At 52.6% G+C, this 12,243-nt stretch carries 11 protein-coding genes and 1 riboswitch; all 11 genes read right to left on the reverse strand.

Annotation, left to right across the window (positions count from 1 at the left end):
- Positions 1-158 precede the first annotated feature (158 nt).
- The gene (locus ACVBEF_RS13135; RefSeq protein ID WP_447124396.1) at positions 159-728 is read right to left on the reverse strand and encodes a DUF4402 domain-containing protein; all 570 of its coding nucleotides are present in this window, start codon (positions 726-728) and stop codon (positions 159-161) included.
- Between the two features lie 151 nt (positions 729-879).
- Positions 880-964: riboswitch (cyclic di-GMP riboswitch) on the reverse strand.
- Between the two features lie 110 nt (positions 965-1,074).
- On the reverse strand, positions 1,075-1,737 hold the full coding sequence (locus tag ACVBEF_RS13140; RefSeq protein ID WP_447124397.1) for an amino acid ABC transporter permease: 663 nt from the start codon (positions 1,735-1,737) through the stop codon (positions 1,075-1,077).
- A 138-nt stretch (positions 1,738-1,875) separates the two neighbouring features.
- The gene (locus tag ACVBEF_RS13145) at positions 1,876-2,682 is read right to left on the reverse strand and encodes a cystine ABC transporter substrate-binding protein (RefSeq protein WP_447124398.1); all 807 of its coding nucleotides are present in this window, start codon (positions 2,680-2,682) and stop codon (positions 1,876-1,878) included.
- Between the two features lie 130 nt (positions 2,683-2,812).
- Entirely contained in the window at positions 2,813-3,715 is a 903-nt protein-coding gene (locus ACVBEF_RS13150) for a Rossmann-like and DUF2520 domain-containing protein (RefSeq protein WP_447124399.1), read from the reverse strand.
- The gene (locus ACVBEF_RS13155) at positions 3,673-5,670 is read right to left on the reverse strand and encodes an ATP-binding cassette domain-containing protein (RefSeq protein ID WP_447124400.1); all 1,998 of its coding nucleotides are present in this window, start codon (positions 5,668-5,670) and stop codon (positions 3,673-3,675) included. Before ACVBEF_RS13155 ends, ACVBEF_RS13150 begins: the two co-directional genes overlap by 43 nt.
- 310 nt (positions 5,671-5,980) lie before the next feature.
- Positions 5,981-6,868 carry a 50S ribosomal protein L3 N(5)-glutamine methyltransferase gene (gene prmB / locus ACVBEF_RS13160; RefSeq protein WP_447124401.1) on the reverse strand — a complete coding sequence of 296 codons (888 nt, stop codon included), beginning with the start codon at positions 6,866-6,868 and terminating at the stop codon, positions 5,981-5,983.
- A gap of 204 nt (positions 6,869-7,072) precedes the next feature.
- A complete protein-coding gene (dapE, locus tag ACVBEF_RS13165) occupies positions 7,073-8,212 on the reverse strand; it encodes a succinyl-diaminopimelate desuccinylase (protein WP_447124402.1) in 1,140 nt (379 codons plus the stop codon).
- Positions 8,213-8,216: 4 nt separating this feature from the next.
- Positions 8,217-8,570: an ArsC family reductase gene (locus tag ACVBEF_RS13170; protein WP_447124403.1), complete on the reverse strand. Its 354-nt coding sequence runs from the start codon at positions 8,568-8,570 to the stop codon at positions 8,217-8,219.
- An 85-nt stretch (positions 8,571-8,655) separates the two neighbouring features.
- Entirely contained in the window at positions 8,656-9,786 is a 1,131-nt protein-coding gene (locus ACVBEF_RS13175; RefSeq protein ID WP_447124404.1) for a PilT/PilU family type 4a pilus ATPase, read from the reverse strand.
- Between the two features lie 85 nt (positions 9,787-9,871).
- Complete coding sequence (gene dapD, locus ACVBEF_RS13180; RefSeq protein ID WP_447124405.1) at positions 9,872-10,699, reverse strand: 2,3,4,5-tetrahydropyridine-2,6-dicarboxylate N-succinyltransferase; 828 nt, start codon at positions 10,697-10,699, stop codon at positions 9,872-9,874.
- A 62-nt stretch (positions 10,700-10,761) separates the two neighbouring features.
- A complete protein-coding gene (gene dapC / locus ACVBEF_RS13185; protein WP_447124406.1) occupies positions 10,762-11,964 on the reverse strand; it encodes a succinyldiaminopimelate transaminase in 1,203 nt (400 codons plus the stop codon).
- Between the last annotated feature and the right edge of the window lie 279 nt (positions 11,965-12,243).

Below are 12,243 nucleotides of genomic sequence, written 5' to 3' on the forward strand. Positions count from 1 at the left end.
CAAAGAACGACAGCCGTTGATAGTGCTGTTTTCAGGAAACGGCGATTGAATGTTGCTGAGGGTATGTTAAGCATGATGTGTTCACGATGGATGAATGATATTTAGCTGAGGCTGGAGTCTCAGACTCCAGCCTTTGGCGACCAACGACTTACAACGATTTAGTTGTACTCGACGGCCACCGCGACGCTGCCTGTGTAGTCAGCATGCGCTACTTGCGTGGCGGAGACTGTCAGCGCACCGCCGACGTAAATCGATTGCGCACCAGAAGCCAGCGTGCCGCCGCCAGTACTGACGTTGCCGCTAGTTGCGCCAGCGCCGCTAAAGCTGCTAAAAATAGCCAGTGTCATGGTGTCAGCTGGTGTGGAGGTACTGGCAAGCGCCGTACTGGTACTAGCAAATGTCACGCTGTAAGTAGAGCTGCCGTCTCCGGTGACATTAAATTTAGCTGCAGTTGGCGTGGTGCCGATGCTTGACAGGATCGGTCCGGAAGTAGTCCGGGCACCGCTGGTACTGACTGTAACGGTGCCGCCCGCGCCATGGGCGAATGAGCCAAAGGCGAGATCAGAAGCCTTGGTAATGGCGATAGGTACTAACACCGTGGCGCTCGCAGCGGCAGTTGAGGGAGCTGCGTAACTGTTGACGCCAAAACCAGCGCAAAGAACGACAGCCGTTGATAGTGCTGTTTTCAGGAAACGGCGATTGAATGTTGTTGAGAGTGCGTTGTACATGGTGTGTCCCTATTATCGATTATTGATATTTTGCTAATATTACGTTTTGCGACAATAACGATCAGGGATACAGGCGGGGATACAAAGCGGAGGGGCATGGCGAGGGCGCAATGAAGCAACACACAGCACAAAACATGGGCTGGATTTTACTTTCGGCGACCCCGCTATCATTGGCAAAAGCCAGAAGACCGGAAGCTTTGCGTCCTCGCCTTTCGACGAGTTTGCTATTATCGATTTAATTGCTGATTGTTAATTGTTTCAGCAGAGCAATATTACACTGTTTTGAATTGTGACTTTATTTATTTGGGCAAATTTAATTAAAGTGTATTAATTTGCGCATATGTATCTAATTGGTCCGATGCGCTTGTCCGAGTTTCTGTTCAAGACGGCTTTGCAGGCGCTCAAAACAATAGCTTAAACACCAATAAATGGCAGCCGCGGCAAGATACAGTGGCAGCGGTCGAAATGTCACAGCAATGATTTCTTTGGTCGATAGCATCAATTCGGTCACCGTGATGACAGACACCAGGGAGGTGTCTTTAATTAAGCTGATCAAGGTATTACTCATGGACGGCACCGCAATCCGTATCGCCTGGGGCGCCACGACAAAGCGCAGAGTTTGACTATAGGTCAGTCCGAGACTGTAGCTAGCTCCCCATTGACCTTGATGGACCCCGAGAATCGCACCGCGCAGACTTTCTGACAGAAACGCGGACGCATTCAGACTTAAGGCCAGAATGCCAGCGGTGAGGGGCGAGAAAGTGATGCCGATACTGGGCAGGCCGTAATAAATCACAAAAATTTGCACTAACAGCGGCGTGCCGCGTATCAGACTGACATACACACTGGCGGGCCAGCGGCACAGGCGTGATGGCAAAATTCTTGCCACCGCCAGCGGAAAGCCGAGCAGCAAGCCGCCGAGCATGGAGGACACCGCAAATATCAGGGTGTAGCCCACACCTTTGAGTAAGGTCGGTAGCGCTTGTTGTAGCAATGCCAGTAATTCCATGGTGTCTTTGTTGAGTCTGATAGGTTAAAAAATATCCCCGCGCGGAGATCCGGGCGGGGATATTAGTCGCTGATGGGGGCACTATTTTAAAGCAGGACGGCGGTATATGTTTTGCTCCACCGAATGATCAATCTGGCGTTATTTAGCGGTCGGTGGTTTGCTCACGTCTATGCCAAACCATTTGATAGAAACTTGTTTGAAGCTACCGTCTTTTTCGATGTCTTCAATGGCTTTATCCAGCGCGGCCTGAAATTTTGGATTCCCTTTTTGGAAAGGAATCCCGATCTTGTCTATCGAGCCGACAGGCGCACCGGCTTTGAGCGGCAGGGTCGTATTTTTCAACAAATAACCGACCAGCAAACTGTCGTTTAACGCCGCGTCGATCCGACCGCTTGCCAGGTCCGACAAATACTCTGGCGAGCCGGGGTAGGTTTTGACGTCGATGCCGGGGATGCTTTTGGCTTTTTGTTCAAAGTTGGTACCTTGACCGAGTCCGAGTTTTTTACCCTTTAAATCTTCCAGGCTGGCAAAGTTACGTTTTTCATCTTTACGCACGATCAGTTGCGGGCTGGAGATGGTGTACGGGACGGAGAAATCGAAGGCTTTTTTGCGCTCGTCAGTGATGCCGACCTGATTGAGAATGACATCGTATTTACCCGCGCCCAAGCCTGCCAGTATCCCACTCCATTCGGTGGTGGTGAATTCGGTTTTAACGCCTAATTTGGCGGCGATCAGGTTAGCGACGTCGACCTCAAAACCGGAAAGCTGACCATTTTTAGGGTCTTTAAAATTGAACGGTGGATAGTTGCCTTCCATCGCTACTTTTAAAGTGCCACGCGCTTTGACGGTATCGAGCAGATCGGCGGCGAAAGCACTCACAGCGATGCTTGAGACCAGCACTGCGGCGGCGATGGTGGTCAATTTGGAGAGTTTGAATGCGGCCATTTTTATTCCTTCGGTTAAAACATTGACCGACCATCTTAGCGTTCTGGACCGTGAAATGGAATGCGTGGGCTAGTTGTTTATGTCATATAGATATATTCAACGTACTGCAAAATTGCAAAAAAAACAGGCCTTATGATTTCTTCTGCGCCAGCTTCAACGTCAAGATTTCAAATTGCCGATACAAGGCGGCGACTTCAGGATTCCATTGCGCCAGCGCGGCGTATTGCCGGGCAACGGTCGCCATATCGCCGCGTGCGATGGGGCCGGTCAGCGCTGCGGCTGGTCCGAGTCGGAAAGCGTCTGCCGCGCTCTGGGTCAGTAGCGGTGCAATTAATTGCAATGCCACATCGGGAGCCAGTCCCGCTTCTACGTAGGCCTGACGGGCGGTATCAACGAGCGTCACCAGATAGTTGGAGGCAAACACTGCGGCTGCGTGATAGACGACTTTATTCTCGCGTTTGATATCCACGCAACGTGCACCAATAGCCTCGAAGACGGGGATCAATACGGCGAGGGCGGGGGCATCGCCTTCGCTGCCGCAAAACGTGCCAGTGAAGTCCTGAGCGACTTGCTGCGGATCGGCAAAACTACGGATGGGGTGGATGCTGGCGACTGCTGCGTCTTGCTCAGTTGCAGCACTCAGTGCGTTTGAAGACAATGCGCCGCTGCAATGAAAAACAATGCTGCCGGGAGTGAGTTTGCCGCTGGCGGCGAGCGCTGCGCAAGTCGGGGCGATCTGGTCGTCGACGGTTGCGATCAGGTAAATATCTGCTTGTTGTAGCGCGGCGTAACTTGTGACGGCATGACCTGCGCCGATAAAGTCGCAGGCTTGCTGTGCGCTGCTTTGTGAGCGATTGAGGACATCGCGTAATTGAAAAATCCCACATCCAGCCCACAGCCGCGCTAATGTTTTGCCGACCTTACCGCAGCCGATGATGCTCAGCGTGCGGGCTGGAGAGCCGACGGCGGTAACGCCATCGGCTTCGGCACTTAATTGCCCAACTGTTCCAACGCTTCTTGCTGTTCCAGCCATTCCGCCTCCAATTGCGCCAGTTCTTTCGCGTAAAACGCCTGATCGGTCAACAGTACTGTCAACTCTTTCTTTTTGTCTTTGTCGTAGATTTCCGGATTTGCCAGATGGGTGTCGACTGTAGCTTTTTGCGCGTTGCGCTTGGCCAACTGCTCATCAAGACGTTTGATGCGCAATTCGATCGGCTTTTTCAGTGCGGCCAGTTTTTGACGGGCATCGGCATCCACACGTTTTTGTTCACGGCGGTCAGCGCTATCGCCTGATATGGCGGCTTCTGCCACGGCAACTTTGACCGCTTGCGTGGCCTTTGGCAGACCGGTTTCTTTGCCGGTGTTTTTGGCAGCGAGTTTGGTCTTGAACAGCCAGTCTTTGTAATCGTCCAGATCGCCATCAAAGGGCGCGACTTTACCGTCGGCGACGATGATGAATTCGTCGGTGGTCGCGCGCAGTAAATGGCGATCATGCGATACCAGTACCAGCGTGCCTTCGAACTGCGCTAACGCCATGGTCAGCGCTTCGCGGGTTTCCAGGTCCAAATGGTTGGTCGGTTCATCGAGCAGCAGCAGGTTAGGGCGTTGCCAGACAATCAGCGCCAGCGCCAGACGGGCTTTTTCGCCGCCGGAAAACGGTGCGATCGAACTGGTCACCATCGGGCCGTTAAAGTTAAAGCTGCCGAGGAAATTGCGTAGTTCTTGCTCCCGCGTGGTCGGCGCAATTTTTGCCAGATGCCAGAGCGGGGATTCGTCGTGACGCAGCATTTCGACCTGATGCTGGGCGAAGTAACCGATCGACAGACCTTTACCGAACTGGGCGTCGCCGCTCAAGGGTTTGAGTTCTTCGGCGATGGTTTTGATAAAGGTGGATTTACCTGCGCCGTTGACGCCCAGCAGACCGATACGCTGACCGATTTGCAACGAAAATTTGATGCCGGCGATGATGACCTTTTCGGTGACTTCGTGACTGGTCTGGCTTTCGACGCGATAACCGGCGTTGACGTTTTCCATTGTCAGCAGCGGGTTTGGTGCGCTCAGCGGCTCGCGGAACTCAAAGGAAAATTCGGCCGCTGCACGTAGCGGAGCCAACTCTTCCATCTTGGCTAGCGCTTTCATCCGGCTTTGGGCCTGACGGGCTTTACTGGCTTGCGCTTTAAAGCGGCTAATAAACGACTCTAAATGCGCCCGTTGACGGGTTTGTTTTTCCAACGCGCCAGCGGCCAGAATCATTTGGGCTGCGCGTTGACGTTCGAATGAGGAGTAATTGCCGGTGTAGCGTTTGAGTTTGCGTTCATCGATATGCACGATGACGTTGACGACGCCATCGAGAAAGTCGCGATCATGGGAAATGATGATGAGCGTACCGGCGTAGCGTTTGAGCCAGTCTTCGAGCCAGATAATGGCGTCCAGATCCAAATGGTTGGTCGGCTCATCGAGCAGCAACAAGTCAGATGGACACATCAGGGCTTGCGCCAGATTCAAGCGCATACGCCAACCGCCGGAGAAGCTGGCGACCGGCTCTTGCATTTGGGCCATAGAGAAGCCAAGACCGGTGAGCAATTGCTCGCCGCGTGAACGCACGGTGTAGGCATCGGCGTCGGCCAGCGCGCTATATAACTCACCGATGAGCGTGCCGTTGGCGGCGCTTTCTGGTTCGCTTTCGAGAAAAGCCAATTCTTCTTCAAGACGACGCAGCGTGATATCGCCATCGATCGCGTATTCCAGCGCCGGACGGTCCAGGGCTGGGGTTTCTTGCGCCACGTAGGCCATACGCCATTTAGTCGGAAAGTCGATTTCACCAGCATCGGCATGCAGTTCGCCGCGCAAGAGGCCGAACAGACTGGATTTACCTGCACCGTTGGCACCGATGAGACCGATTTTGTCGCCCGGATTGAGGGTGAGTTCGACTTTGTCGAGCAGCGGCTTGATGCCGCGCATCATTGAAACTTGTAGAAAACGTATCATTAAAATAGCTTATTGGTGGTGCGTTGGGGGAAGCAAAATTGCCTGTTTTCAATTATTTGTTGCTTATGGAGAACAGATTAAACCGTTATCGGCGTTATGCAAGGTTTAAGGTGCTTAGCGTGGATCGGCGGTTTGTGATCATCAGCGCGATAGCCTTGGGCTGGATATTTGAGGCTGATAAAGCAATTCGAGCGCATTTCAGCGCAGTGCCCTAAAAAAGAAAGCGCCTATGATAAGGCGCTTTCTGGTTATTTACCAAAATTATGGCTGGTTGGTGTTGTGTTGGTGTTGCGTCGATGTTGCGTTATCGTTAAGGAAGCTGATCCGCCATCACCAAAAACACCATGTCATCGCCAGCACTGGTCGATACCCAGGTCATTTCCAGCTCCGGGAAGGCAGCTTCGGCAAACGCCCGTTCGTTACCGATTTCAACAATCAACACGCCATTTTTGGTCAGGCGCTGCTTTGCACCGGCCACGATTTTGCGCACCAGATCCATCCCATCGTCACCACCGGCCAAGGCAATCTGCGGTTCGGCCAGATACTCTTTTGGCAGTTTGCCCATTGATCCGGTATTCACATACGGCGGATTGGTGATGATTAAGTCGTATTTTTTATCCGGGACGTTGGCATACAGATCGGATTCAATCAGTGTGATGCGATCTTGCAAGTCGTAGTCGTCAACGTTACGGCGTGCAACCGCGAGCGCATCGGCGGAGATGTCGGCGGTGTCCACGTGGGCGTTGCCAAAGGCGTCCGCCAACATGATCGGCAAGCAACCGGAGCCGGTGCAGAGTTCGAGAATGTTGGTGACCGCCGCCGGATCCTGGACCCACGGTGAGAAAAATTCAGGAATTAATTCCGCGATAAATGAGCGCGGCACGATCACCCGCTCATCGACATAAAAACGGTAATCGCCGAGCCAGGCTTCTTGCGTGATGTAAGCAGCAGGCACGCGCCCGATACTGCGCCGCTCGATGACGTTTAAAACCGCTTCGACTTCGTGCGGTAATAAACGGGCATCAAAGAACGGTTCGATTTTATCCAGCGGCAGTTTTAAGGTGTGCAGGATCAGATAAGCGGCTTCGTCGAGCGCATTGCTGCTGCCGTGGCCGAAAAATAGCGCCTCGGTATTGAAGCGGGTGACGGCGTAGCGTAGTAAGTCGCGGATGGAGGTAAATGTATTGGATGGCGTCATGGGTGCGGATAAGTTTGTTAGTGACTAAGAGTAGTGGCTAAGGAAAAATACTTTCCCGTTAAGAAAACCGTTCGTCCTGAGTAGCGTAGCGTATCGAAGGCGTGCAGCGCTGACTTCGATACGCCCTTGCGGGCTACTCAGCCCGAACGGTTATTAACTGAACGAGATGAGTGACTAAGTAGTCGGATTTGTGCCGCAGGACCGTCAGGCCAGCAAATTTTCGAGCGTTCGGCGATAAATGTTTTTCAGCGGATCAATAAAGCGCACTTCAATGTGTTCATCGATTTTGTGGATGCTGCCATTAGGCGGGCCGAATTCGATGACTTGCGGGCAGATTTGGGCAATGAAGCGGCCGTCTGAAGTCCCGCCGGTGGTGGATAGTTCGGTGTCGATGCCCGTTTCATCTTTAATCGCCAGGGCCAGCGCATCACTGAGTGTGCCGCGTGGCGTCAGAAACGGTCGTCCGCCGATGGTCCACGCCAATGTGTAGTTCAGCGCATGTTTATCTAGAATGGCGTGCACCCGTTGCTGCAAAGATTCGACCGTGCTGGCGGTAGAAAAACGGAAATTGAAATCGATTACCACTTCGCCCGGAATCACGTTGGAGGCGCCCGTGCCGCCGTGGATGTTGGACATTTGCCAGGAGGTCGGCAAATAGTATTCATTGGCGTCATCCCATTTTTCAGCAGCCAGTTCGGTCAGTGCCGGGACCGCTAAATGGATAGGGTTTTTAGCAAGGTGCGGGTAGGCGATATGGCCTTGCACACCCTTGACGATGAGCTTGCCGGACATGGTTCCACGGCGACCGTTTTTGATCATGTCGCCCAACTCACCACTGGAAGTCGGCTCGCCGACGATGCAGTAATCGAGTTGTTCGCCACGGGCTTTTAATTGTTCGCAGACCACCACGGTGCCGTCGGTAGCCGGGCCTTCTTCGTCGCTGGTAATTAAAAATGCGATCGATCCGGCGTGGTTCGGGTGTGCCTGCGTGAACTCTTCGACCGCAATCACCATCGCGGCAATCGAGGTCTTCATGTCGGCAGCACCCCGACCGTAGAGTTTGCCGTCACGATGACTAGGCAAAAACGGATCGGATTGCCATTCGTCACGCGGGCCGGTTGGGACCACGTCAGTGTGTCCCGCAAACACCAGCAGTGGTTGCGCCGACCCTTTGCGCGCCCACAAATTGGTGACGTCGCCGGATTGGATGGTTTCGCAGACAAAGCCTAGCGGTGAGAGCAATTCAATCAGACGTGCCTGACAGCCTTTGTCCTGCGGCGTGACGGACGATTGTGTGATCAGTTCTTCTGCTAAAGCGAGGGTTTTACTGGCGACGTTGGGCATAGTTTTATTGATTAAAAATTTGTTGATAAAGCGCGTCGGAAAAGCCGACGTAAGTATTTTTGCCGGTAAATAATACCGGGCGTTTGATGACGGAGGGGAACTCCAGCATCAATGGCATGGCGCTCACGCTATCGGTAATACCAGCGCGCCGTTGTTCGGACAGTGTGCGCCAGATAGTGCCTTTGCGGTTGACCAGCGTATCCCACGCGATATCGATGAGCCAGGTATTGATCAACTCAGGCGTGACCCCGTCTTTTTTGAAGTTGTGGAAGGTGAAGGCGATTTCTTGATCAGCAAGCCAGATGCGGGCTTTTTTGACGGTGTCGCAGTTGGGGATGCCGTAGAGGGTAATTGCCATGCAGGATTGATTCCTTCGAATGATATTGATTGCAGAATGGTCGCCAGTTACGTGCGGGCTTGTAAGTACTGTCAAATAAGTCCTGTCAAATATTGAGTGTGAACTCAGTATAAGTAGCGCCTTCATTTTTTTCTTCGGCAGGCAGGGTGCGATTGGTTGTTGCCTTGTTATTGAGCAACCAGTACAGATTACTCGGTGAATCGGCCTGAGACAGCGCCTCGTCTTGCGTGATGATGCCGTCATCGATTAACGCAATGAGCGCCTGCTCAAAGGTCTGCGAGTCGGGGGCCATGCTTTTTTCCATCGCCTCTTTAATCTGATTGATTTTTCCTTCTTCCATCAGTTCGGAGATGTGGCGGGTATTCAACATGATCTCGACCGCCGGGGTGCGTTTGTTGTCAACCGTGTTGACTAGTCGCTGCGAAACGATGGCCGTTAATGTTGAGGCTAAATCTTCCAACAGTGTTGCGCGATTTTCTGGTGGGAAAAAACCAATGATGCGGTTTAAAGCCCGATAACTATTGTTCGCGTGCAGGGTTGAGACGACCAGGTGGCCTGATTGGGCATAGGCGAGGGCGGCTGACATGGTTTCTTTGTCGCGGATTTCGCCTATAAAAATAACATCAGGGGCTTGTCGTAACGCGTTTTTCAGGGCGACTTCAAGATTGGCGGTATCGGTACCGAGCTCGCGCTGATTGACGATGGAGCGCTCGTTCTTGAACAAAAACTCAATTGGATCTTCTAGTGTAAGAATATGACCGGCCTGGGTGTGATTGCGATGATTGATCATCGATGCAATCGTGGTCGATTTACCCGAGCCGCATGCGCCAACCACCAACAATAAGCCGCGCTTGCGCGTGATGAGTTCTGTCAGGATCGGTGGTAATCCTAATTCTTCAAATGGGGGAATCTCGAAAGGGATGAAGCGAATGACTGCCGAAATGTTGCCGCGTTGCTTAAACACCGACAGCCGAAAACTGCCGACGCCGCTGACGGGCAAGCCGATATTGAGCTCGTTGTCGCGCTCTAGCACTTGCAGCCGAGAGGCGGGAATCACTTCTTCGAGCAACATCTGAATGGTAGTTTGGTCCATCTTTTGTTGATTGATGGGGACCAACTCCCCTTTGATCTTGATGTGAATCGCGGAGTTAATGGTCAGAAACATGTCCGATGCACCTTTTTCTTGCATCAGGCTAAACAAGCGATTCATGGACATTACGGACTCCTTCAAGAAAATTCAACCGGTAAACTGAAAAAATCGGCAGCGCCAACAATCATGTTGACACCGCCGATTTTGTTTTTTAGGCTTCGCGCAGCAATTCGTTGATACCTGTTTTGGCGCGTGTTTTTGCATCGACGCGCTTGACGATAACGGCGCAGTACAAACTATATTTGCCGTCAGCCGATGGCAAGTTGCCTGCGACCACAACCGAACCGGCTGGAACCCGACCATAAGTGACTTCGCCCGTTGCGCGGTCATAGATTTTGGTGGATTGACCGATGTAGACGCCCATCGAAATGACGGAGTTTTCTTCAACGATGACGCCCTCGACGATTTCTGAACGTGCGCCGATGAAGCAGTTGTCTTCAATGATGGTTGGATTGGCTTGCATTGGTTCCAATACGCCACCGATGCCGACGCCGCCGGACAAATGGACGTTTTTGCCGATTTGCGCGCACGAACCAACGGTAGCCCATGCATCGACCATCGTGCCTTCATCGACATACGCGCCGATGTTGACAAACGATGGCATCAGAACCACATTTTTGCCGATGAAGCTACCGTGACGGGCGACCGCTGGCGGGACTACGCGAAAGCCGCCTTTAGCGAAATCGTCGGCGGTGTAATTGGCGAATTTGGTCGGGACTTTGTCGTAGAACTGCATATGGTCACCGGCTGGCATCGGAAAATTGTCTTCCAGACGGAATGACAGCAATACAGCTTTCTTGACCCATTGATTGACGACCCAGTTGCCGTCGGTTTTTTGGGCTACGCGCAAAGTGCCTTCGTTGAGTTCGGCAATGACGTTGGCGACTGCCTGGCGCAAATCAGCCGGGGCTGTTTTAGGTGAGAATTCGGTGCGGTGTTCCCAGGCTTGGTCGATAAATTGTTCTAGAGATTGCGTCATGATTGGTTGCCTAAAAAGTTAAAAAACAGATGAGTTGCACTGAAATGGGTGTTGCAAAATAGTTAAAGCCCGCGCACAAATGCGACGATCCGTTGCGCCGCTTCCAGACATTCTTCGACTTCGGCCACCAACGCCATGCGGATGCGTTGCTGACCGGGATTGGTGCCGTGGGCGTCGCGCGCCAGATAGCTGCCCGGTAACACCGTGACGTTGTATTGGGCATACAAGCGTTTGGCGAAATCGATGTCGGAGAGCGTGGTCAGTTTGTCGACCTTGGCCCAGAGATAAAAACCGGCGTCCGGTAGCGATACATCAAGAACTTCCTGCAATAGTGGCGTGACTTGCTGAAATTTGGTGATGTATTTGGCGCGATTTTCGGCGACGTGGGTTTCATCGCTCCAGGCGGCGATCGATGCTGATTGAATCGATGGATTCATTGCCGCGCCGTGATAGGTGCGGTACAGCAAGAATTTCTTCAAAATAGCGGCGTCGCCAGCCACAAAGCCGGAGCGCATACCGGGGACGTTGGAGCGTTTGGATAAGCTGGAGAAGGTAATCAGACGCGGATAGCCTTCGCGCCCTAAAAGGTGGGCGGCCTCCATGCTGCCTAGCGGTGCTTCGGGTTTGAAGTAAATCTCTGAGTAGCATTCATCGGCGGCGATCACGAAACCGTAGCGGTCCGATAAAGCAAATAGTTCTTTCCAGTCGTCAAGCGTCAGTACTGCCCCGGTCGGATTGCCGGGCGAGCACAGAAACAACAGCTTGACCCGCGCCCAGACTTCTTCCGGCACGCTGCTGTAGTCCGGCACAAAATTGCGGGCCGGGTCGGAATTGACAAAATACGGCTGCGCGCCTGACAAATAGGCCGCGCCTTCGTAGATTTGATAAAACGGGTTCGGGCACATGACCAGCGCATCGCGGTCCGATGGATCAACCACTGTTTGCGCCAACGCAAACAAGGCTTCCCGCGAGCCCGATACCGGCAGAATCTGGGTTGTCGGATTGATCGCAGGCAATTTATAGCGGCGTTCCAGCCAGCTGGCGATGGCTTTACGCAGCGCATCAGTCCCGGTGGTACTGGGATAAGTGGCCAGGCCATCGAGGTTGTCGGCTAACGCTTGTCGGATAAAAGCAGGCGTCGGATGCTTAGGCTCACCAATGCCGAGGCTGATTGGTTTGTAGGCCGGATTTGGGGTGACGTCGGAAAACAGTGTTCGCAGTTTTTCAAACGGATACGGTTGCAATCTGTCTAGGAGAGGATTCATGTGTTTATTAAGGACAAAAAAGAACAGAAGAATAAATCGGGAGACTGAAAAAGCGTATTGCGCATTATATATAAGTAATGGAGGCTGCTGAGTACGCTGTATCTGTTAATAATTTGCAACTTTTTGCTATCTGCGGAAGTGTCCCCGAATGTTATGATGTCGCCCTTCTGCGAGAAATTTAGGACTTACTCAAAATCGCCCCAGCGGCGTTACGCCCGCCTAGCAGTACATTCGTACTGGCATCAAAGGTCTGCCTTGCTGGAACTATTTTGCGTAAGC

Source organism: Glaciimonas sp. GG7 (genome assembly GCF_052976905.1).

Coding starts and splice junctions, on each gene's coding strand:
- dapD (WP_447124405.1), bottom strand. CDS start 10,699: ATGACGCAATCTCTAGAACAATTTATCGACCAAGCCTGGGAACACCGC.
- ACVBEF_RS13150 (WP_447124399.1), bottom strand. CDS start 3,715: ATGGCTGGAACAGCAAGAAGCGTTGGAACAGTTGGGCAATTAAGTGCC.
- ACVBEF_RS13145 (WP_447124398.1), bottom strand. CDS start 2,682: ATGGCCGCATTCAAACTCTCCAAATTGACCACCATCGCCGCCGCAGTG.
- prmB (WP_447124401.1), bottom strand. CDS start 6,868: ATGACGCCATCCAATACATTTACCTCCATCCGCGACTTACTACGCTAC.
- ACVBEF_RS13135 (WP_447124396.1), bottom strand. CDS start 728: ATGTACAACGCACTCTCAACAACATTCAATCGCCGTTTCCTGAAAACA.
- dapC (WP_447124406.1), bottom strand. CDS start 11,964: ATGAATCCTCTCCTAGACAGATTGCAACCGTATCCGTTTGAAAAACTG.
- ACVBEF_RS13170 (WP_447124403.1), bottom strand. CDS start 8,570: ATGGCAATTACCCTCTACGGCATCCCCAACTGCGACACCGTCAAAAAA.
- ACVBEF_RS13155 (WP_447124400.1), bottom strand. CDS start 5,670: ATGATACGTTTTCTACAAGTTTCAATGATGCGCGGCATCAAGCCGCTG.
- dapE (WP_447124402.1), bottom strand. CDS start 8,212: ATGCCCAACGTCGCCAGTAAAACCCTCGCTTTAGCAGAAGAACTGATC.
- ACVBEF_RS13140 (WP_447124397.1), bottom strand. CDS start 1,737: ATGGAATTACTGGCATTGCTACAACAAGCGCTACCGACCTTACTCAAA.
- ACVBEF_RS13175 (WP_447124404.1), bottom strand. CDS start 9,786: ATGTCCATGAATCGCTTGTTTAGCCTGATGCAAGAAAAAGGTGCATCG.